This window comes from Actinomycetota bacterium (genome assembly GCA_030776725.1).
Taxonomy (GTDB): domain Bacteria; phylum Actinomycetota; class Nitriliruptoria; order Nitriliruptorales; family JAHWKO01; genus JAHWKW01.
This window is the reverse complement of sequence record JALYHG010000053.1, coordinates 14576-37255: the sequence shown is the minus strand read 5'-3', so window position 1 is coordinate 37255 and position 22680 is coordinate 14576. Positions and strand designations below refer to the sequence as shown.

Below are 22680 nucleotides of genomic sequence, written 5' to 3'. Positions count from 1 at the left end.
GCCCCCCACCGCCGGACGCCGCCGCACTGGGGCCGGTCCCGCCGCCGCCATCGGCGGTGGGGCCGGCCCCCTCCGGGACGGGCGGCCATGAACGGCCACGGGCAGCAACCGGGCACTGTCACGAGCTCTGGGCACGGCGGCGAGCCACAGCGGTCGGCCGAGTTCGGGCCTGCGGCGCAGACCCCAGCGGGGTTCGGCGGCGGGGCGCAGGATCCCGGGTGGGACATCCTCGAGGACCCGGCCCCGGCTGCACCGCGTCGCGGCCGGTGGCTGCTCGTGGCAGCCACCGCACCGTGGGCGGTGGTCGGGCTCCTGCTGCTCCGGCCGTCCGGGCCGGTCGCGTCGGATCTGCCACCGGCTCCTGGGGAGTCGGCGACGCAGGACCCAGGGACCAGGCTGGCCGAGGCTCCCAGCAACGGCCGGGAGCCCGTGCTGGCCGGTGAGGACGTCGCAACGACCGATCCGGCGGCGCCGGCGACGACCGAGATCGTGCGGTTCGGTCCGCGGGTAACTCCCGGCCCATCGGAGGCGGCGGCGACCGCGGTCCTGGTCGCCCGGGGCTGGCTCGGTGAGGTCGGCCCAGAGCTGCCGTTGCCGTTCGACCCGGCCGCCACCACCGCCTACGTCGAACATCTGGCGGTCGCCTCGGTCGATCTGCCGTCACCCGACCTCGCCGTCGTGACGGTCGTTGGCGTGCTTCTCGACGTGGCCGACGGCGAGTACACCGACGCGCGACCGGTTCGCGTGGCCGTCCCCGTCCGCCTCGACGCCACAGGGGCCCGACCGGCGGGCGAGCCGTGGTGGCTCTCGCCACCCGAGCTGACCGCGGATCCGCCCGACTGGGAACCTGTGGACGACGAAGCTCTGTTGGCCGATGCGGGCGCGGCCTTGGTGGCCGCCGGCTACGCCGACGTGGACGTGCGTTCTGTTGAGCGGAGCGACGGCTGGCCGCTGCGGGTCACGGCCGTGGCGGTCGCCCCGTCCGCCGCCGCCTCGCGCGAACACCGCCTGTGGCTGCGTGAGCACCTCGGCGAGCTCGTCGTCGCAGGTCAGCTCCCGACCCGGCGCACTCCCCACGCCGGAGCGAGTCCGGAGGCGCCCTCATGAGCGTCGGTACGCAACCGATCCCCTCGCGCAGGCGTCGGCCGAAGCGTCCCGCCGCCGGCCACCCCGATCCCGTGCGGTTGGCTCGCGCGGTGGCGTTCGCGTTCCTCGAGATCGAGGCCGGGCGGCGGCCCGTGGCCCAACTGGCACCCGTGCTGTCCCCGGCACTGCAGGTTCGGCTGACGAAGATCGCGCGGCGGCCAGGGCCCGGGCCCGCCGCTGACGCCATCGTCGCGGTGCGCGCCACGTGCCCGACCCCCGACGTCTGCGACGCCGCGGTGGTGGTCCGCCGTGGCCGCCGTGTCGGCGTCCTGGCGATCCGCCTGGAGCGTTACCGCCACGCGTGGCGGGTCGTCGAGTTGGCGCGCCCCGAAGACCGTGGGCGGTCGGTCGCGAGCAGGTCGCTGCCCCCGGGTCCGCGGGCGCCGCAACGGGCCCGGGCCGACCTCGCCGGCGACCGCAAGCTGTAGGAGACGACACGCGTCGGTCTCGCCCGGGTCCCACGGTGCGCCCGCGAAGACGCACGCCGGGCGACGTTCAGGCCCCGTGGCACCTCTTGTACTTCTGACCCGATCCGCACGGGCAGGGGTCGTTGCGGCCGACCTTGTCCTGGACCGTGCGCTGCCCCCCGACCTGTAGCTGGCGGACGGTGCGCCCCTCCTCGGTGCGCTCCACCGAGCCCTGCGTCGCCGTCGGCTGCGCCCCGCCAGCAGGCGTCATCGAGCGGGGCGACGACGACGCCGACGACACGTACGTCAGCTGCTTCCCACGATCCTGTTTGGGCAGCTCGGGCAGCTTCACTCCGGCTGCCTCCGCGGCCGCTTCCGTGGCCGCGGCGTCGGCCGCGGCGTCCGCGTCGCCCTGGCCGTCACCGGTCGGGACGGGTTCTCGCATCACCGCCTCGCGCGCCAGCTGCGTGGCTCGCCCAGCGGCGCCGTCTGTCGGCGCCTGCGCCGATGCGGGGGTCTCGTCACGCTCGATCGGGACGTGGAAGAAGTACGTCGCCGCCTCGTGCCGCACCCCGTACATCATCGCGACGAAACCCTCGTATGCCTCCCGCTGGTACTCGGTGAGCGGGTCGCGCTGACCCACCGCACGCAGACCGATCCCGTCGCGGAGCGCGTCCATCTCGTACAGGTGCTCACGCCACTTGCGGTCGACGATCGTGAGGATGATGCGGCGCTCGACCTCCCGCATGATCTCGGCGCCGACCTCCTGCTCGCGCGCCTCGTACGCGCGGAAGGCGTCGTCGATGATCTCCTCGGTCAACTGGTCGCGGTCGGCGGTCTCGAGGTCAAGTCCGTCGAGGTCGTAGCTGAGCGGGAAGATCTGCTCCAGCTCGCGGCGCAGCATCTCGAGGTCCCACTCCTCGGGGAACACCCCGGGCGGGGCGTACAGGTCCACGGCGTTGCGGACGGCGTCCTCGATGAACGTGGCGGCGATCTCCTCGACCGCCTCCGGATCGCCCTCCAGCAGCTTCTGGCGCTGGGTGTAGACGACCTCGCGCTGCTTGTTCATCACGTCGTCGTACTTCAGGACGTTCTTACGGATGTCGAAGTTGCGGGACTCGACCTGCCGCTGAGCGTTGCCGACCGCCCGCGTGACCAGCTTGTGCTCGATCGGCACCGTCTCGGGCACGTTCAACCGGGTCATGATCCGATCGACCGCCTCGGCGTTGAACAGCCGCATGAGATCGTCTTCGAGCGACAGGTAGAACCGCGACTCGCCGGGGTCTCCCTGCCGTCCCGACCGGCCCCGCAGCTGGTTGTCGATCCGCCTCGACTCGTGCCGTTCGGTGCCCAGCACGTACAGACCGCCGACGTCGAGGACCTCCTGGCGCTCATCGGCGCACTTGGCCTTGAAGCGGTCGAAGGCGTCGTGGAAGACATGCTCGCGCTCGTCGTCGGAGGCCTCGGGGCCGAGCTTGGCGACCTCGTCCTTGGCCATCTCCTCGGGGTTGCCTCCCAGGATGATGTCCACCCCCCGCCCCGCCATGTTGGTCGCGACGGTGACCGCGCCCTTGCGGCCGGCCTGGGCGATGACGTGGGCTTCCTTCTCGTGGTGCTTGGCGTTGAGGACCTGGTAGGAGACGGCGCGGCGGCGGAGCATCTCGCTCAACCGCTCGGATTTCTCGATGGAGACGGTCCCGACCAGGACGGGCTGGCCCTGCTCGTAGCGGGCGGCGATGTCCTCGACGACCGCCTCGAACTTGGCCCGCTCGGTCTTGTAGATCAGATCGGCCTTGTCAGCCCGGATGATCGGCTTGTTGGTGGGAACCACGACCACGCCCAGGTCGTAGATCTCCTTGAACTCCAGCTCCTCGGTCTTGGCGGTCCCGGTCATGCCCGCGAGCTTGTCGTACATCCGGTAGTAGTTCTGGAGGGTGATCGTGGCGAGCGTCTGGTTCTCCTCCTTGATCCGCACACCCTCCTTGGCCTCGATGGCCTGGTGCAGACCTTCGGAGTAGCGCCGGCCCTCGAGCACCCGACCGGTGTGCTCGTCGACGATCTTGACCTCGCCGTCGCGGACCAGGTACTCGACGTCGCGCTTGAACAGCTCCTTGGCCTTCAGCGCGTTGAGCAGGTGGTGCACGAGCGAGGTGTGCACCGACTCGTAGAGGTTGTCCACGCCCAGGATCTTCTCGACCTTGGCGACACCGTCCTCGGTGATCGCCACGGTGCGTTTGGCCTCGTCGACGACGTAGTCGCCGGTCGTCTCGTGGGTTCGCGGGTCCTCCTCGCCGCGGCTGAGGTTGGGAACCACCCGCCGGGCGAAGATCTGGTACCACTGGGCGGACTGCTCCGCCGGGCCGGAGATGATCAACGGCGTGCGGGCCTCGTCGACCAGAATCGAATCGACCTCGTCGATCAACGCGAAGTTGTGGCCGCGCTGGACCTGCATCCGCACGTCCCACGCCATGTTGTCGCGCAGGTAATCGAAGCCGAACTCGTTGTTTGTCCCGTAGGTGATGTCGGCGGAGTAAGCCGTGACCTTGTCTTCGCGTGACTGCTGGGCGTGGACCAGGCCGACGGTCAGCCCCAGGAAGCGGTGCACCGCACCCATCCACTCGGAGTCGCGCTTGGCGAGGTAGTCGTTGACGGTGACGATGTGGACGCCCTTGCCTTCCAGGGCGTTGAGGTACACCGGCATGGTCGAGGTGAGGGTCTTGCCCTCACCGGTCTTCATCTCGGCGATGTTGCCGTCGTGCAGGGCGCACGCGCCGAACACCTGCACGGGGAACGGCTTCTGAGCCAGGACGCGCCAGGCTGCCTCGCGGACGACCGCGAAGGCCTCGACCTCGATGTCGGCGAGGGTCTCACCGTCGGCCAGCCGCCGCTTGAACTCGTCGGTCTTGGCCCTCAGCTCCGCGTCGGACAGCTCGACGACGTCGTCCTCAGCCGCGAGGACCGCATCGGCGATGCGCTGCAGCTGCCTGGCCGTGCGACCCTCGCCGAGGCGGAGGAGCTTGTTCAAGACCATCGGCTTCGACCTTCTGGAGCAGGGGTGTTTCGATCAGGTGCACGTCGATCAGGTGCACGTCGAGCGGTGCACGTCGAGCAGGTGCACGTCGAGGGCCAAGACCGACGCCAACGCGTTCCCATGGTACGTGTGCGACGGCGGGGTGCTCGGTCACGCACGCAAGCGCGCGACGGGTGGGGGCTGCGCCGACCGCTGGCAGCCCGACTCCAGGCCAAGCTGGCGGAGGCCGGTGCTGTCACCCACGCCCCACCGGACGGTGGCGGCCGTCCGGCCACGCTCACCTCCGGGGTGCATGATCTCGCGCTCGTCGTCCACGTGCCCCAGACCGACCAGGTGCCCGACCTCGTGCAGCAGCACGGTCCCCCACGACCGCCCGGTCCCGAAACCTGGACGCAGCTTGTCGGTGGCATCGAGGTAGATCGCGCCCGAGACGAGCACCGGGTGAGCGCCGGCCGGAACGATCTGGGCGACACCGACCACCGGTCCGTGCAACGACGGGACCTGTGCGGGGTCCGTCCAGGCGATCAGGACCGGCGCCCAACCGGCGTTCCCGTACCGCTCCGGCTGCACGGGGTCTCGTTCCTCGCGCGGCGGCTCGTCGGTCTCACCGGCGAACGTGAACGTCAGGCCGGTCACCTCGGTGATCCGTGACAGGGCCATCTGGACGTCAGCGAGCGCCGTCGGGTACGGGGCGCGGCCGAGGTTGGTCACGTAGCGGATCGGGGTGCACGAATCCCACCGCAGCGGTGCGCCGTCGGAGTGGACGTACTCGAAGCGGTAGGTGCCCTGGCCGGCGACGTCCGAGGCGAGCCCGGGGACCGGTGGGGAGGACCCAGCGAGCGAAGCCTGGCTCCAGGCCAGCGCCAGCGCCGCGATCGCCAACGCGGCCAGGAGGGCGACGGCCAGCGCTTGTCGTCCGTGTCGCCTCAGCTGCGCCGGCCCGCGTGGGCCGACGACCGCCTGGCTGGGTCGCATCGATGGGACGCCGACGAAGTAGTCGTCTCCTGGCGGGTGCGGATCCACGGATGTGGTGTCGGCCGTCGGGGACCACGGCTTGAACGTGGCGCACGTCGCAGGACGGTTCCACCCCGGCGGGACGTTGGCGACCGCGTCGTAATCGCAGGATGGCCCAGTCAGATCTCCAGCAGCTTCTCGCGGACGGCGTAGACCACGGCTTCCATCCGCGAGTGCAGGTGGAGCTTCTCGAGGATGTTGCGGACGTGGTTCTTGACGGTGTTCTCGGAGATGAACAGGGCCTTGGCGATCTGGCGGTTGTTCATCCCCTGCGCGACGTGCTGGAGGACCTCCATCTCGCGCGGCGTGAGCCGCGGTGCGGGGACCTGCTGCTTCTCCTCCTCCTTCTTCACCATCGCAGCGAACTCGTCGAGGAGCTTGGAGGCCATCGATGGACTGATCAGCGACTGCCCACCGTGGACGGACCGGACTGCGTCGCCGACCTCGTCGATCGAGATCTCCTTGAGCAGGTACCCGTTCGCACCGGCCTTGATGGCCTCGTACAGGTCGTCCTCCTCGTCGCTGATCGTCAACATGAGGATCTTGGTGTGCGGCAGCTCCTCTTTGATCTGCGCGGTGGCGTCGATGCCCGACACCTCCGGCATGCGCACGTCCATCACCACGACGTCGGGGACGGTCTCGGACGTCAACGCGACCGCGTCGGTCCCGTCGCCCGCCTCCCCGACGACCTCGATGTCGTCCTCGTCTTCCAGCACCATCCGCAGGCCCCGGCGGAACAGCTCGTGGTCGTCGGCGATGAGAACGCGGATGCGCTCGTCGGGCACGTGGGCCTCCTCGAGATCTCGGGGACCGACCGGGCGTCGAGGGCCGACCGACCCGTTCGCGAGTCTAACCCAGGCCATGTCCGGGGACCGGCGTGTGCGGTGGAGGTCCCCACCGACCGAGCCGGTGGGCGCCAGCCCTGGCCACGACCGCCACCGCCACGTCCGCGGCACCGCCGTCACGTAGCGCGACGGCCGCCACGTGCAGCGTCGCGCCGGTCGTGAGGACGTCGTCGACGACCAGCAGGCGCGCCCCGCCGAGCCGTGTACGGGCCCGGTAGGTGGCCGCAGACAGCATGCGGCGCGACGCCGTGGACAACCCTGACTGATCCCGGCGTGGTTCGGCTGCCCGCAGCGTGGGCACCAGCGGCCGGTGGACAGCCGCCGCGACCGGCGCGGCCAGCAGCGCCGCGTGGTCGAAGCCGCGCTGGCGGAGTCGTGACCGATCCGAGGGCACCCACGTGACAGCATCGACCGGCGCGGCCAGCGTCGTGGAAACGAGCGCCGCGAGCAGCTCCCCGAGGCCAGGCCACACCGACCAGGCACCCGCCGCCTTCCCGGCCACGATCGCCGCGGCGACCGGCCCGGCGTAGCTGAACGTCGCGTAGGTGGCGACGACCGGGGCGTGCTCGTCCCAGCAGCGGTGCGGAGAACGGCCGTCGCCACAGCGGGTGCATCGGCGGGGCAGACGGTGGCGGCTGGCCTGTTCAGCGCATGGCGGGCACCACGGCGGCTCCCCGCGGGCGCCGCACGCCACGCAGCGGGCGGGTACGAGCACATCGGCGAGCCGTCGCAGCACCCTGACCAGGATGCGGGGGTGGTGGGCGCGACGCTGCTCCTCCCACGGGGCGGCTGTGGACAGCGGTCACCGCGTCCAGGCGCAGGGGCGTCCGGACGGCGTTCGACGCGGGCGGCGACACGGGAGCGTGTGCCGGTTCACGGTGCCGTCTCTGCGAGCCGCCGCTTCAGCGCCTCGATCGCGCGGACGGGGGTGGGGTCCTCGCGCCCGAGGTAGGCGAGGCGGACGGACAGCAGGTCGACGAGCAGGACCCCGGCCGCGAACCGGGTGACCGAGCTGTCACCCTCCATCTCGATGGTGACGTGTGTCCCGACCCGGTCGCTCAGCGACTGGCGGATGAGCGAGAAACGTCGCCGCACCTGCGGATGCTCATCAGCGGGGCTGCGCACGTCGACGATCGCGAAGCGGGCGCCGGCGTCGCTGGCGGCGCCCCATCCCACGATCTCGTTGTGGTCGCGTTCAGGTAGCTCGTGACAGAACGCCGGCCGCTTGGCGTTCTCGTTGACCTGGCACTTGCCACGCAACGCCACCACCGCCGGCCACCCGCGTGCCCCGTAGAAGACGGGGATGAGACCATCGAGGGCGTCGGCCAGGTCGTCGACGGGGTCGGCGGCGGCCCAACGATCCAGGCACCCAACGAGGTGGTCGGGGACGCTGGCGAGCTGGTCGAGCATCCCGTCGAGCACGCCGGCTGATTCGAGACCGGCCAGCACCGCCACCGTGAGGCTGGGCATGTTGGCACGAGGCTGACCCCCGGCGGGGACGGACACCGTCGGGAAGCCCTCACGGGCGGCCCGTCGAGCCAGCTCCCCTCCGGCGGTGACGGCGTAGCGGGGAGCGCCCGCGGCGCCTGCGGCGTCGCACGCAGCGAGGGTCTCCTCGGTCGAGCCCGAGTAGCTCACGGCGACCACCAACGTGTCGGGGCCGACCCAGCCGGGCAGTTCGTATCCCTTGACGGGGATGACCGGGACGCGTCCGCGTTCGGCGGCGGCCACCACGGCGACGTCCGCGGCGATCCCCGAGCCTCCCATGCCGATCAACACGACCGCACGGACGTCGTCGACCGACACCGGCGGTGGCGGTGCGTGACGGGCACGCTCGAGCGCCTCCGCCCACTGCAGGGGCGAGCCCTGCACCGTCGCGAGCATCCCGGCGGAGTCGAGCCCGGCTAGCTCAACGCCGCTCACGCGCCAGCGCGGCGTGACGGCTTGGTCGCCTCCTCGACCAGCATCACGGGGATGCCGTCGCGGACGGGGTACTGCAGGCCGCACTGCTGGCAGATGATCAGATTGCGGCGCTCCTTGTACTCGACCTGCCCGTGGCAGTCGGGGCAGATCAGGATCTCGAGCAGCTGCGGGTCGAGTTGCACGGGGTCCTCCTCGCGTGCGCCGCCGGTCAGCCCTGCTCGTCGACGAGTGCGGCGACCTCGTCGCGGAGCTTCTCCATCGCGTCGCTGGCGGCCGCCTCCACGTTCAAGCGCAGCAGCGGCTCGGTGTTGCTGGGACGCAGGTTGAACCAGCCCCACCGGCCGGTTGCGTCGACCTCGTCGAGCTCGACCGTGAGGCCATCCGTCCAATCCAACTCGCCGCGGGCGCCGAAGACGTCGGCGACCCGCTCCAGCATGGCGTCCTGGTCGTCGACCTCGAAGTTCATCTCCCCGGATTGGGGGTAGCGGTCGTAGGGCGCCACGACCTGCGACAGGGGCTGGCCGCTCAACGAGATGGCCTCTAGCAGGATCAGAGCGGCGACCAAGCCCGAGTCCGCCCGGTAGTTGTCCCGGAAGTAGTAGTGGCCCGAGTGCTCGCAGCCGTACACGGCCCCCGTCTCGGCCATGCGGGCCTTGATGAACGAGTGGCCGACACGGGTGCGGACCGCCTTCCCGCCGCTGGCGGTGATGGTCTCGGGGACGATCTTGGAGCAGATCAGGTTGTACAGGACCGTCGAACCGGGCTCCTTCTCCAGGATCCGGTCGGCGACCACCGCGGCGAACAGGGATGGCCGCACCGGTTCGCCCCGCTCGTCCACGGCGAAAGCGCGGTCGGCGTCGCCGTCGAAGGCGAAGCCGATGTCAGCGCCGTGGTCGGTGACCGCGGCACGGAGATCGGCCAGGTTGCGCACGTCGGAGGGGTCGGCGGGGTGGTTGGGGAAGCTTCCATCCAGCTCGAAGTACATCGGGATGACGTCGAACGGCAGCCCCGCGAACACGGCGGGCACGACGTGGCCGGCCATGCCGTTGGCGGCATCGACGACGACCGTCAGCGGCGACAGCGCGTCGCGATCGACGAACGAGCGCACGTGCTCGGCGAAGGCGGCGAGCAGATCCTCCTCGCGCTCCTGCCCGGGCTCGCCCTGTGGGTCGAGGTCGCCATCGGCGACGAGGTCGCGGATACGCGCCAGCCCCGTGTCGATCGACACGGGGACCGCACCCGCGCGGCACATCTTGATGCCGTTGTACTGGGCCGGGTTGTGGCTCGCGGTGAACATCGCGCCCGGCTCGTCGAGGTGACCGCTGGCGAAGTACAGCATGTCGGTGGAGGCGAGCCCCACGTGAACGACGTCGACGCCCTGGGAGTTGGCGCCGTCGGCGAAGGCCGCGGCGAGCTCGGGCGAGGATGGCCGCATGTCGCGACCGATGACGATCGTGTCGCCGTCCAGAATCCGGGCGGCCGCGGCGCCGATGCGCCGAACCAGGTCGGCGTCGAGCTGGTCGGGCACCGTGCCGCGCACGTCGTAGGCCTTGAAGATCGCGTCGAGGTCGACCGGCACGGTGTCCTCCTGAACGATGTGTGAACTCTACGCCCCTGGGACCTACTGTACGGGCGCACACGACCACGCGGCCACGGGTGCTTCAGCGGGGGCGGCGCTCCAGGTCAGGCACGACCGGGTTCGGCGGCTGACCCGGCAGGTGGCGACCGATGTACTGCGACCGGGTGCGGCCGTCCTGGCGCCAGTACGCGTACCAGTACGGCCCGTGCGGGCACGAGCGGCAACGGTCCTTGCCGCAACGAACGTGCTCCTGGCGGTAGGTCACGTTCGCGGGTGACGCCGGACCGGTCTCGTCGCGCTTGACCGGACCGTCGGCGTGCAGGAGCAGACCGCGCACCAGGATCATCAACCGGCGGAGGTCGTACTGGTCGAGCCGACGGACCTGTGCCACCAGGTCCCGAGGGAGCGCCACGCCCTACCCGCTCGTCGAGTTCGTCGAGTCCGCCCCCCATCTTAGGTAGCGACGCGCACCTAGGAAACAACAGCAGCCACAGTCCAGGGTGGACTGCCAGGGGCGGACCATCCCAGGGGTGGACATGTCAGGGTGAACATGTCAGGGAGCATCAGCGACAGGCCGCGAGCCTGTCACCACGCCCGAGCGCGCGGGGACCCGGCCGGCACATCGGCCGGCGCGACCCCGCGTCGCTCGTCGACTGGGTCGTCCCGGCTGATGGCCTGCGCAGCTTCCGAGTCCTCGCGCGGTGATGGTACGGGGTCGCCGCTCCGGCCGAGCGCGGTAGCCAGCACCTCGATGATGCGCGGGCCTCCCAACGCGCGGCGTGCGCCGCCGACCGCCCCACCTTCCGCGCGATCCGTGGTGGCGACGGGCGGGACCTCGCGCCCGTCGAGGAGCTCCCAGCCGCGGGGAGGGCGGCTGCGATCGGCGTGGTGGACGCACAGGTCGTACGCCTCGGGTTCGGCCTGGGGCGTCAGCGAGGACAGGACCGCTTTCCGAGCCGTGTAGCTGAAGCGGAGTGTCGCGGCCGCGGGGCTAGGACAGCCCGGGCGGGCGCAGCCGCGGACCGCGGCCCGCGACAGCGGGCGGACTACCTGACGCCGGCGAGCCTCCTGCACACGGGCACCGTAAACCACATCGGTGTGAGACGCGAACATGTGTCGCGCATGCGGCTGCCTCCACGGTTGCCGCCGACGAGCCAGGGCGCCGTCCGGCTGCTGATGATCGGCTTCTTACCGACACCGGCGTTACCTAAGCCGATGTTGTCATTCCCGGGGCGATCCGGGTCACCGGCGGCGAGGCGGACACACGGAACGGAGCCGACAAAGGTGTCGTCCCGAGTGACCACCGCACTTGGCGGTTTAGCCTCTCGGGACGACCTCGCAATTGTACCGCAGCTGAACCCGGCTGGTCAAGACCTCGGTTCCCCGTACGCTCACCGCGATGGAGGATCGCCACGCCCGCCACCGTCGCGCCGATGCAGACGGTCGGCGACGACCGCCGGACGGGTTCCGCGCTGCGAGCCTGCGACGTTTCGAGCGTTTGGTCGATGACGCGCTCACGTCGCTACCCGACGAGTTGCGCAACCACGTCGAGAACGTACAGATCGTCGTGGAGGATGTCCCGCCGGCGGATGTCCTCGGCTACGGCGACGAGGTCCTGCTCGGCCTGTACCAGGGCGTGCCACGCACTCAGCGGGCCGGCGATCCACCGGTGTTGCCTGACCGCATCACGCTGTACCGGCGGCCGATCGAAGCGCGCGTCGCCAGCAAGCGGGAACTCGCCGATCTCGTCCGCGAGGTCGTCGTCCACGAGCTCGCCCACCATTTCGGGATAGACGACGACCGGCTCGACGAGCTCGGCTGGTAGTCACCGGGCAGGTGCCGGCTCCGTGGTGTCCGCCGCCGCGTCGACGGGGGAAGCGGTCGGGGTCGGAACGTCCGGCACGTCTGTGATGGTTCCCGACCGGATGGCGGCGCCCAGCGACGTGCCCAGTCGCTGGGGTAGCCCCGGAGCGAACCGCACCGGCGGGACAGGCTGACCACCCGCCCACAGCCGGCTGGGAACCCCGGCGTGGGCCAAGAGCCGCATCGGTCCCGATCGTTCCACGGAGTGCAGGCCCGCCACGACACCACCGCCGTCGGCCTGCACGAAGATCGCGTGTTGGTCGAGATCGTCACCCTCGGCACTGATGTCGACGTCGATCGCGGCCCCTGGGGGGACCGCCAGCTCGCGCCAATCGTCCGGCGAGACCGCGCTGGTCGCAGAGGCGGCGATGATCTCGACGGTCAGGGGTTGAGAGGTGGGGTTGACCAGGTGCAGGACCTCGTGACGTCCGCGGAGCGGACCAGTGGAGATCACCCACTGGGGGTCCGGGGCCGGCTCGCCGAGCAGGATCGAGAACCCCGTGCGCTCGGGGTCGGGGTTGGTGATCCGCGTGGCCGCCGACACCACCACCGGGACGCCGTTGGATGACGTCACGGTCACGCCGGCCGAGCGGACGTCTTCGGGGAGCGCTCCACGCAGGTCGATGCGGTGGACCGACTCGCCGGGGACGGTCAGTTCCTCCAGCCCCTCAGGCGGCGCCCCACCATCGGGCGTGTGCACGGTGACCGCCAGGGAGGCGGGGCCCTCGCTGGTGTTGGCCACCCACAGCCACGACTCGGCGTCGCCGGTACGGACCCACGGGACCGTCCAGGTGTCTTGGGGGGCAGGCGCCAGCGGCGCCAGGGTCATGCCCTCAACGCCACCGACCGCCGGATCCATGCTCTGCCAGGCTTCGGCCACCACCCGCCCGGCACGAAGCCGCACGACAGCCCCGAGGTCGGCGAGCTCGGGGGCGTGCTCGTTCAACGGGATGGTCTTCACCGTCCGGGCGGGGATCCCGACGTTCTTGAGCCGTTCGGGCCGCTGCACGCCGTCGGGTGTGAGGAGATCCACAGCCACCGCGGCGTCGACGTCGAAGGGGTTGACCAGGCTGATCGCCGCCTGCGCCCCGCCGGCGGTGTTCACGCCGGGCAGGTACCAGGTCGGGCTCGGCTCGGCCACGCACGGCCCCTCGACCAGCCCGGCCGGTTCCCCGGGCTGTCCGCGGACCCAGACGCGCGTGACCGCCGCCGGCGTGCGCCACCAGCGTGCCGAGACGCCGGCCTCCGCCCGCTCGGGCGGCAGGCCATCCACCCGCACACCCCCGGCGAAGACCTCGGCTTCCGCGCCACGCGCGATCTCCCCCCCGCCGACGGTATCGACGCGGACGACCGACCCGGTGGCGCTCCCGGGCGGTACGGCGGTGATCACGAACATCCCGTTGCCCGTGGCGGTGTCCCCCGCCGCGCAGTACCACGCCCCGGACACGGCCGGCCCCGCCGCGGTGGTCGCAGGGGGGTCGGACGCCGCAGGGGTGAGCAGATCGAGAGCGACCCCGGCGACGATGCCGAGCGCGACCATCATGAACGCGGTCGGGGTCGAGGTCGGCGCCCTCACTGGCGCTCCTCCACGAACCCCGGTGGGCGCAGCGTCAGGGAGACGGCCAGTAGCACCAGCATCAGTTGACCGATCACGGCCAGGGTCCGCGTCCGCTGCCGCGCGTAGCGCACCACCACCTGCTCGGCGGGACCGGTCACCGTGAAGCGGGCGAGACCGAACTGAGAGCCACCCTCCAACACCGCCCCGTCGGCGGTCGCACGCCATCCCGGATGGGCCTGTTCGGCCAGCAGCACCACCCCGGCAGACGGGATGGCCCCCGCGAAGGTGTCGTCCTCGGCGACGGTGAGCGGTCGGGGACTGGCGTCGGGTGGGACCTCGCCGCGGCGGGCGACGGAGACCGCGACCGCCGGCGAGATGTGGGCCGCCCGCGGCAGCCAGCGGCGGACGCGGTACAGCAGGCCGTGCTCGACCGACTGCGGCTCGAGGTCGACCTGATCGTCGAGCGCCGCCTGGAGAGCGGGCGACCGTCCTCCCTCAGGCACGTAGACGTACAGGATGTTGGCGAGGCCCAGCCGCGACGCCGCTGCCGGGTTCGTGTGAGCGGCCGCGTCGGTGATCGCACGCTGCACCAGCTCCAGCAGTTCCGCCGGCCTGGGCGCTCCGTACCGCAGCATCGTCGGGCCATCCGAGCCGACCACGTCCCAACGCATGGCCCCGTGTTCTTCGCTCAGCACGAGGACGCGGTAGGGGCCCAGGGCGTCGTCTTCGGCGCCGATGAAGGCGGGCAGAGCCGGCTCGCCGACCACGAAGGCGTCCCACGGATCGCTCACCAGGTACGCGGTCGCCGCCACGCCGCCGAAGGCCACGGTCACCGCGGTCACCGCCACGACGACCTGTCGCCACCCGAAGGCGATCTCGCGGAGGACGTCTCCGGCGACCGTGAACGCGATCGCCAGCAACCCGGCGTAGGCGAGCGCCGCCAGCAGCAGCGGGAGGCCGGGCCACCCGACCGCGCCATCACCACTGACCCCGAGGCCCCACGCGGTCAGGACCGACAGGAGCACCACCGCCCACAGCGTGGCCACCGGAACCGGGCGACGCGGGTACCCGACGACCAGACCCAGCAGGCCGGCAGCCAAGAACGCGACGCCGACCGCGAGCCCCGGGAAGCCCGGCAGCTGGGGTGACAGCGCCAGCCACCGCAGGAACGGCGACGGCGTCGCGCCGGGATCGCCGAAGCCGCCCAGGACCGGTGAACCCGACCCGATCAAGGATGCCGACCACGGCAGCAGCAACAGCAGGGCCCCGACGACGACCACCGCGATCCGGCCAGCGGCACCACGCCGGGCCGCCGCCGGAGCAGGCGTGACGAACACCGCGACCAGGCCAACGGCGACGGCGGCGAGGAGCAGCGGGACCGTGGAGGGTTCGAAGGCGATCATCACCGCGGTGACCAGAGCGGCGGCCGCGACCGCTCGCCAGGCACTGGGCGGCGCGACCGCGAAGCTGGTCAGACGGGCCGTTGCCAGGGTCAGTGCTGGGATGGCGGCGGCGGTGACCAACCCACCGAGCCTCCCGGTGGTCAGAGCGGCCAGAACCGGAGGGCTCAACGTGTAGGCGGATGCGGCCAGGACCCGTGGCGCACGGGCGGGGCTCAGCAGGCGGCCGGCGCGGAGCGTGAGCCACCACGTGACCGGGAGGAACCCGAACAGCAGCAGGCGCGGGGCCAACCAGGCCGACCCGAGAGCCAGCATGCCCACCAGGCCCAGCAGGGCCTGCGCCGGTGACGGCGCCCCCGCCGAACCCAGCCCTCCCGCGTCGTTCCATCCCGAGGCGTACACCCGCAGGAACGTGCGCGACGTCGCCGGCCACGGGGCGATGTCCCCGCCGCGCAGCTCACCGCCACCGAGGAGCGGGATGGCGCTGATCAGGGCGATCGCGGTCAGGATCGTGGCGGCGACGAGGACCGGCTGCTGTCTGACCAGGCGAACGGCGCGCGGGCCGAGAGACAGTTCGTCGGTCGCCCGCTCGTCGGGTGGGGACGGCAAGGCGACGTCGCCGCCTGCGACGCGGTCGGCGATCGCCTCGGCGTAGGCCCCCAGCCGCGGCGCGGTGCGGGCGAACAACGGCCGCAGCTCCCCGTCGGTGCGGATCCGGCTGTCCTGCACCGCCCGCCGCAGCCGGATGGTGCTGCCCAGGTTGCGGACGTTCCAGCCCCAGGCGCGCAGCGTCTGCCAGGCATCGCTCAGCCGGCGGGCGGCGACGAAGGCCGCCACTTTGGCCGCACCGACCAGGAAGAACAGCGGCAGGACGTAGGCCAGGCGGGCCACGCTGTAGCACTTGAGCATCGTCGCGAACGTGTTGCGCTCGGCGAAGTACCGCGGACCCAGCGGTGCCATCTGACCGAGCCGCTCGTAGTTGGACGCCGCGCGCACGTGGCGCCCGACGGCAGCCGGTGCCACCTCGACGTCGCGTCCGGCCAGCCAGGCGCGCCAGCACAGGTCCAGATCGTCGCGGAACACGCGGTAGCGGCGGTCGAACCCGCCGAGCTCCTCGAACAGCGCGCGGTCCACCAACATGGCCGCGCTGGACACGTACAGAACCGGCCGCACGCGGTCGCGCTGGCCCTGGTCGAGCTCGTCGGGCTCCAGCCCGGAATCCGGGCGCCCCGTGGGGTCGATCGCCATCCCGACCTGCTGCAGCAACCGCGGATCGCTGTACTGCAGGAGCTTGGGGCCGACCACCGCGACGTGCCCGTCGCCGCTGGCGTGGGCGACCAGACGGTCGACGGCATCGGGCTCGAGGATCACATCGTCGTGCAACACCAGCAGCCAGCGTGCGTCCGACGTGGCTGCCATGGCGCTGTCGAGGGCCATGCCGACGGCGGCGCCGAAGCCGAGATCGCGGTCGGCCACGAGCACCCGTTCCATGCCGAGTCGCTCGCGGAGGATGTGGCGCGACCCGTCGGTGGAGCCGTTGTCGACGGCGACGACATCGAGCGTCGGGTAGGTCTGCGCCTGCAGGGCCTCGAGGCACTCGCCCAGCCATGCAGCACCGTCATGGGCGACGACGACGGCGAGAACGCGCGGACTGTCCAGCGCCGCTCCTTGTGCACCGCGTGGCGATCACGCTCTGGACGGGTGCGCTGCGCAAGCGCGACGCCCGCCGAGCTGGCGGGCGTTGGGACGGCCACGCTAGCACACTCGGCGGCGACCACCCACCGAGCGGGGCGGGTGCGGCGCGTTCGGTAGCGGTCCTAGGAAGCGAGCCGCTTCAGCCGTCGGCGCTCCCGTTCGCTCATGCCGCCCCAGATCCCGAAGCGCTCATCGTTGCCCAAGGCGTACTGCAGGCACTCGTCGCGGACGCTGCATGCCGCGCAGATGCGTTTGGCGTCCCTGGTGGATCCGCCCTTTTCGGGGAAGAAGGCGTCCGGGTCCGCATCCAGACACTTGGCGTCTGCCATCCAGGGCGCCGGGCCGAGGTCGACCCCGTCGAGCAGGTCCCCGGTCACGGTCGCGGTGTCGGCTACCACAGTGCGCTCCTCGCTCTCGCGCGGACCGGTGCGATGGCCGCACCGGAAGGGCGGCTCGGCGCTGGCTCCACGCCGACCACCACGCTGGTGTAGTTACACCGACGTTGTTTCTAGCGGCGGAAGCGGGTGGCGTCAAGGGCCAACCACGACAGGTTGTGGTCGCCGTCGATGCGCACCCCAATCCGTGGGGTTCGGATGCCCACCCGATCTGTGGCGTTCCATGCCACCCCGATCGGCGTGGTCGAGCGAGGATCGCGGCAGGGCGGGCCGCCGCTGCGCGTGCCTGGTCGCCTAACGGCCTCTGGGTCGGACGCTGCGGCGGATCTCGCGCGCGGTCGCCACCCCGATGCCCTTGACCTCGATGAGGTCTTCGATGGACGCGGCACGGATGGCTTCCAGCGTTCCGAAGCGATCGAGGAGCGCCTGCGTCCTGGACGGCCCGAGTCCCTTCACGTCGGCCAGCACCGCCTGCAGGTTCGAGCGGGCCCCGTTGTCACCGCCGTGCGACGCTGGCGTGCGACCGGGCAGGGACTCGCGCCGGGCGGCTGATGGCTGATCAGCTCCGTGGTCGCCGGGGTGTGCGTGGGGCGGGGTGCCCGTGAGCTCGGGCCCGCTCTGATCCACGGCCGCGTCGGTCGCGCCGGTGGTCCACGACGTCGCGCGCTCGTGTTGGCCCCACGTCGTCGATGTCGCCTCGTCTCGAGGGTCGGCCTCGAGCGCGTCGAGGAGAGCTCGCCCGCCGACCGGTCGCGGCTCGGGGTCGGGTGGGGGCTCGTGGCCGAGGATCCGCTCTCGGGCAGCGTCGAGACGCCCCGCGAGTTTCCGCGTCTCCCGCCGTGATAGCCCCGCGGCGAACTCCTCGACCAGTTCTTGGAGCACACGATGGCGCTCCTGCTCGAGCCGGCGATCGCGGGCGTCGAGGTACTCCACCAGGGATGCCTCCACTCGGCCGACGAAGTCGACGAGCTGCTGCACGTGCTCGCCCGCTGAGCGGACGTCGGCGGCGGCCTCGTCGCTCGCAACCCGGATGTTGCCGGCAGCCTGCAGTCCGACCGCGCGGACGTCGGCGGCAGTCTCGTCGCCGATCGTGCGCACCGCCTCCGTCGCCTCTTGCGTCCCGCGTCGGAAGTCGGTCGCAGCCGCCTCGATCGCCGCCTCGACACGTTCCTGCAGTCCGGCCCCGAGCTCCTGGACCTCAGCACCGACCGAGCGCAGCTCCTGATGTGCGGCTCGCAGTTGCTGCTCACCGCGGTCCAAGGCGGTGGTGAGCGCATCCGCGAGCTGGCGACGGTGCCCCTCCAGCACCTGCGGCAGTCGCTCGTCGAGGCCGGCGTCGAGTGCCTGCAGGCGACGGTCGAGGTCGGCGACCACCCGCTCGAGGGTGGCGTCGAGCGCTGTTCGCATCGCCTCGCTGATGCGGCTGAGGTGCGCCGACTGGGCCTCGCTGATCCGGGTGGCCTGCGCCAGGTGGTCCTCGCTGCGGCGGGTCGCCTCCGCCAAGCGCGCCTCGAGCGCTGCGCGGAGCTCGTCGGTCCGTTCCTGGACGCCACGGGTCAGCTGGTCGGCGCGGACGACGAAAGTCGTGAGCTGCTCGTCGACGGCTGCCCGGGTCGCAGCATCGGCGATCACACGTCGCTCCTCGGCCGCGGTCAAGTGCTCCTCGATCGCGAATCGGCCGGCTCGTAACTGTGCTTCTTGGGTGGCGAACCGTGCGTCCAACTCGTCGGCGAGCGCCTCCATGCGCCGGTCCAGCGTCGTCGTGCGGTCGGTCGCCGACTCCACCGCCTGCACCAGCGCCTGCAGGTACTGCACCGCCTCGGCGCGATCATCGCCGACCCGCGCGGCCAGCCGCTCCCCCAACGCCGCCACCCGAGCGTCCAGCTCCTGGGCGAGCCGACTCGTGAGACGGTCGCCATCGTCAGGTCGGACCAACGCCGCGAGGCGCTCCTCCACCCCGGCCATGACGGCCTCGCCGGTCCGCCACGACGCGTTGTCGACCTGCTCTTCGAGGGCAGCCAGGCGGCTCAACAGCGACGTGCGCAGCGCAACGACGGTGTCTTGGATACCGGCGTCGACGCGCGCCCCGAGCTGGGCGAGGAGCTCCCGGGCGTCCGCCTCACGGCGAGCCGCGTCCTCGTCACGCCGCGACACGGCCTGTTCCCGGAACTCGTCGGCGAGCGCCTCCACACGCCGGTCGAGCGCCGTCGTGCGGTCGGTCGCCGACTCCACCGCCTGCACCAGCGCCTGCAGGTGCTCCGCCGCCTCGGGTGTGACGGCCTCGCCGGTCCGCCACGACGCGTTCTGCACCTGCTGTTCGAGGGCAGCCAGGCGGTCGGAGACGAGCGCGACGACGTCCCTGACCTGCCCGACGACCTCGGCGTTGCGCTCCTGCTCGACCGCCTCGATCGTCCCCCGGACCACCCGGCCGAGGTCGGACAGGGCTGTCTCGACCCGTTCGGCGACGTCGTCGTCGGGTGTGGCGTGCTGGTCCGCCAGCCGCTGCACATCCTGATCGAGCCGGGCGGCGCGTTCGTCGAGGGAGGCGACGGCGCCCTCGGTCGACTCCGCCAGCTGAACCAGGCGAACGGCGTGGTCGGTGCTGGCCTGGCGGAGACGGTCGATCTCCTCGGCGAGCCGACGGAAGCGCTCGTCGAGCTCCTCCCCTAGCCGCCCGAGCGCCTCGTGGACCTCGGACCGCAGCGCCACCGCCTGTGAGGCGGCACTGTCGCGCAGTGCACGCAACACGGCTTCCATCCCGTCGAGGCGCTCGGCGGCGTCACCGAGGAGACGGTTGAGTTCGCGTTGTTCGGTAACCTGCCGCTCGACCGCCTCAGAGAAGAGTCGTTCGACGTCCGGTTCGTCCGCGCCCCGCACGAAGAGACTGTCGTCCACGCTCGTCCCCCTCCACCACCGTCGGGAGCGTAGTCCCGACGTGGCGGTCCAGCGGGGAGTCGCTGCCAACATCGAAAGCGGCGAGCGCCCGGTCAGCCCACCGCTGCATGGCCGTCTCGCCCCGGCGTCAGACCGTCGCAACGACGCGGTAGCGGATCCCGGCGGTCTCCAACCGGTCGTAGGTCGTGGTGCGTTCCGCGGCGGGGCGGCCGGCGCGAGCGGCTGTCGCGCGCAGCTCTTCGGGGGACCGACGGATGCCGTGCTCGGATCCGGCCATGCGCGAGATCGTCTCCTCCATCAGCGTCCCGCCGAGGTCGTTCGCGCCGCCCTGCAGGATGGTGACGGCCCCCTCCAAGCCCATCTTCACCCACGACGGCTGGATGTTGTCGATGGCGCCTTGCAGCAGCAGTCGCGCGACCGCGTGCACCCGGCGGTTGTCTTCCCAGGTCGGGCCGGGCCGAGCGACCCCGGCCAGGTAGATCGGGGCCTGCTGGTGCACGAACGGCAGCCCGACGAACTCGGTGAAGCCCCCCGTCTCTTCCTGGATCGAACGCAGCAGCTTGAGGTGCGCGACCCAGTGCCGCGGCTCGTCGACGTGGCCGTACATCATGGTCGACGACGAGCGCAGCCCCACCTGGTGTGCGGTGGTGATCACCTCTATCCACGCGGCGGCGGGCAGCTTCCCCTTGGTCAGTACCCACCGGATCTCGTCGTCGAGGATCTCCGCCGCTGTGCCGGGCACCGTCCCGAGCCCGCGGTGTCGCGCTTCCTGCAGCCACTCGCGGATCGAGACGCCCAGCCGGGTGGCGCCGTTGACGACCTCCATCGGGCTGTACGCGTGCACGTGGATGTCGGGGACCCGGCGCTTGACCGCGTCGAGGATCTCGAAGTAGTACGCGCCGCCGAGATCCGGGTGGATGCCGCCCTGCATGCACACCTCGGTGGCGCCAGCCTCCCAGGCCTCTTCCGCACGGTCGGCGACCTCCTCGAGGGACAAGTTGTAGGCGTCGCGGTCGGCGCGGCGTTGCGCGAACGCGCAGAACCGGCAGCCCGTGTAGCAGATGTTGGTGAAGTTGATGTTGCGGTTCACCACGTACGTGACGGTGTCGCCGACCCGGTCGGCGCGGACCTCGTCGGCCGCCCGACACAGCGCCTCGAGTTCCACACCGGTCGTGTCGAACAGCGCCAACGCCTCGTCGTCGTCCAGGACGGCGCCCCGCTGCGCCTTCGCGAGGGCCGCGGCGACGTCCCGGCGGATCGCGGTGCGGGCGGTGCCGTGCTCGCGAGGACGGTTGGACGAGACCACGCCGGCGGCGATGAAGTGGACGTCTCCGTAGACGGCACGTTGGTGTTCGTCGTCGGCCGAGCGGACGTTCCGCCCATCGGCGGCCGACCCGACCGCCTCGTCGCCGGAGACGACCGCCCGCATCTCAGCGGTCATGGCCTGGGTCGCGAGGCCGTCGGGGTCCTGCCACGGGTGGGGTCGGGGGCGGTGGCCGGGCCTGGCGAGTCCATCGGGTGCCGCCAGGGCCGCCACGGGGCCGCGCATCCGCCCGGCCAGGAACGGGTCGGGTCGCCGGACGTACTCGGGGTAGACGGTCAAGCGCTCAACGAGGAGGCACCCTTCCTCGGCGGACCGGCGGGACAGTTCGTCGACGACAGGCCAGGGCATCTCGGGGTTGACGTGGTCGGGCGTGATCGGCGAGACGCCTCCCCAGTCGTCGATCCCCGCCCGCAGGATCGCGGGGTACCGGTCGGGCGAGAGGTTCGGTGGGGCCTGCACGTGAACCTTCGGGCCGAGGACGATCCGGGCCATCGCCACGGTGGCGAGCAGGTCGTCGAACGTCGGCTCTGGCCGATCGCGGAAGGCCGTCCCCGGCTTCGCACGGAAGTTCTGGACGATGACCTCCTGCAGGTGGTCGTACTTGCGCTGCAGGTCGCGGAGCGCCAGGACGGTGTCGACCCGTTCGACCAGCGTCTCGCCGATGCCGATCAGCAGCCCGGACGTGAACGGGACCGACAGCCGGCCGGCGTCCTCGATCGTGCGCAGCCGCGCCTGCGGATCCTTGTCGGGGGCGCGCCAGTGCGCCTCGCCCTTCTCGAGCAGTCGCCGCGACGTCGATTCGAGCATGAGCCCCATCGAGGCCGAGACCTGCTTCAAGGTGGCGAGCTCCGTCCACGTCATCACGCCGGGGTTGAGGTGCGGCAGCAAGCCGGTCTCCTCGATCACCCGGATGGCGACCGCCCGCAGGTACTCCAACGTCGTGGCGTAACCGTGCGCCTCCAGCCACTGTCGTGCCCGCGGGTAGCGCTCCTCGGGGCGGTCACCGAGCGTGAACAGCGCTTCCTTACACCCGGCCGCCTGGCCGCGACGAGCGATGTCGACGACCTCGTCGGGTGAGAGGTAGGCGGGGACGTCACGCTTGGGTGGCCACGCGAACGTGCAGTACCCACAGCGGTCGCGGCACAGGTGCGTCAACGGGATGAACACCTTCCGCGAGTAGGTGACCCGTCGACGCCCGTCGGCCGTGACGAAGCCGCCGGCGTCGCGGATGCGCCCGGCGATCGACATCAGGCGCTCGAGCTCCACGCCGCGGCACGTCAGCAGCGACGCGGCCTCGTCGCGTGTGATAGCCAGCCCCTGCTCGGCACGGCGCAACGCACGGCGCCGCAACCGACCCAGCGCGGCCTCGTCCGCCATCCGGTCCGCCGATCGCTGGTCGCCTGAGCCGTGCGTCGTGGCGCTCGCCATCGCATCTCCCGGCAGTTGGCTGCGCGGTCATCCTAGGAGTCCGGGTCACGACCGCTTCGCTACCTGAGTGACGTAGTCCGGGTCACTACCGCTTCGCTACCTGAGTGACCTAGGTGCGACTGGCAGGTATGTGGACATGACACGTATTGCCGTCCCCGGCACCGTCTGGTCACACTT

15 protein-coding genes and 1 pseudogene are annotated in these 22680 nt (G+C 71.5%); 3 read left to right on the top strand and 13 right to left on the bottom strand.

Annotated elements, in window-relative coordinates:
• Positions 1 to 1107: hypothetical protein (locus M3N57_02520; GenBank protein MDP9021573.1), on the top strand; the 1107-nt coding region annotated here is incomplete at its 5' end.
• A 71-nt stretch (positions 1108 to 1178) separates the two neighbouring features.
• Positions 1179 to 1574, top strand: coding sequence for an Rv3235 family protein (locus M3N57_02515; GenBank protein ID MDP9021572.1), 396 nt, complete (start codon positions 1179 to 1181; stop codon positions 1572 to 1574).
• 67 nt (positions 1575 to 1641) lie between these two features.
• Here M3N57_02515 and secA read toward each other — a convergent pair whose 3' ends face one another.
• The 8 genes from secA to M3N57_02475 form a co-directional block, all read right to left on the bottom strand.
• On the bottom strand, positions 1642 to 4584 hold the full coding sequence (gene secA / locus M3N57_02510) for a preprotein translocase subunit SecA (GenBank protein MDP9021571.1): 2943 nt from the start codon (positions 4582 to 4584) through the stop codon (positions 1642 to 1644).
• A 150-nt stretch (positions 4585 to 4734) separates the two neighbouring features.
• The gene (locus M3N57_02505; protein ID MDP9021570.1) at positions 4735 to 5607 is read right to left on the bottom strand and encodes a matrixin family metalloprotease; all 873 of its coding nucleotides are present in this window, start codon (positions 5605 to 5607) and stop codon (positions 4735 to 4737) included.
• Between the two features lie 110 nt (positions 5608 to 5717).
• A complete protein-coding gene (locus M3N57_02500; protein MDP9021569.1) occupies positions 5718 to 6461 on the bottom strand; it encodes a response regulator transcription factor in 744 nt (247 codons plus the stop codon).
• Entirely contained in the window at positions 6448 to 7179 is a 732-nt protein-coding gene (locus M3N57_02495; GenBank protein MDP9021568.1) for a hypothetical protein, read from the bottom strand. The genes M3N57_02500 and M3N57_02495 overlap by 14 nt, the downstream gene beginning before the upstream one ends.
• 137 nt (positions 7180 to 7316) lie before the next feature.
• The gene (locus M3N57_02490; GenBank protein MDP9021567.1) at positions 7317 to 8366 is read right to left on the bottom strand and encodes an SIS domain-containing protein; all 1050 of its coding nucleotides are present in this window, start codon (positions 8364 to 8366) and stop codon (positions 7317 to 7319) included.
• Positions 8363 to 8548, bottom strand: a complete 186-nt coding sequence (locus M3N57_02485) for a Trm112 family protein (protein MDP9021566.1) — start codon at positions 8546 to 8548, stop codon at positions 8363 to 8365. The genes M3N57_02490 and M3N57_02485 overlap by 4 nt, the downstream gene beginning before the upstream one ends.
• Before the next feature lie 26 nt (positions 8549 to 8574).
• The gene (locus tag M3N57_02480) at positions 8575 to 9945 is read right to left on the bottom strand and encodes a phosphomannomutase/phosphoglucomutase (GenBank protein MDP9021565.1); all 1371 of its coding nucleotides are present in this window, start codon (positions 9943 to 9945) and stop codon (positions 8575 to 8577) included.
• Between the two features lie 82 nt (positions 9946 to 10027).
• Complete coding sequence (locus M3N57_02475; GenBank protein ID MDP9021564.1) at positions 10028 to 10357, bottom strand: hypothetical protein; 330 nt, start codon at positions 10355 to 10357, stop codon at positions 10028 to 10030.
• Positions 10358 to 11344: 987 nt separating this feature from the next.
• Between M3N57_02475 and M3N57_02470 the strand changes: the two genes are divergently transcribed.
• The gene (locus M3N57_02470) at positions 11345 to 11770 is read left to right on the top strand and encodes a metallopeptidase family protein (GenBank protein ID MDP9021563.1); all 426 of its coding nucleotides are present in this window, start codon (positions 11345 to 11347) and stop codon (positions 11768 to 11770) included.
• On the opposite strand, the gene M3N57_02465 is transcribed toward M3N57_02470, so the two are convergent.
• From M3N57_02465 to M3N57_02445, 5 genes and pseudogenes are all read right to left on the bottom strand, one after another.
• Complete coding sequence (locus M3N57_02465) at positions 11771 to 13384, bottom strand: DUF5719 family protein (GenBank protein ID MDP9021562.1); 1614 nt, start codon at positions 13382 to 13384, stop codon at positions 11771 to 11773. It abuts the gene before it with no gap.
• Positions 13381 to 16371: a glycosyltransferase family 2 protein gene (locus tag M3N57_02460; GenBank protein ID MDP9021561.1), complete on the bottom strand. Its 2991-nt coding sequence runs from the start codon at positions 16369 to 16371 to the stop codon at positions 13381 to 13383. The genes M3N57_02465 and M3N57_02460 overlap by 4 nt, the downstream gene beginning before the upstream one ends.
• A gap of 212 nt (positions 16372 to 16583) precedes the next feature.
• Positions 16584 to 16763 (bottom strand): annotated as a pseudogene (locus M3N57_02455) (WhiB family transcriptional regulator).
• Positions 16764 to 17150: 387 nt separating this feature from the next.
• Positions 17151 to 19751, bottom strand: coding sequence for a helix-hairpin-helix domain-containing protein (locus M3N57_02450; protein ID MDP9021560.1), 2601 nt, complete (start codon positions 19749 to 19751; stop codon positions 17151 to 17153).
• Between the two features lie 127 nt (positions 19752 to 19878).
• Entirely contained in the window at positions 19879 to 22452 is a 2574-nt protein-coding gene (locus M3N57_02445; GenBank protein ID MDP9021559.1) for a bifunctional FO biosynthesis protein CofGH, read from the bottom strand.
• Positions 22453 to 22680: the final 228 nt, after the last annotated feature.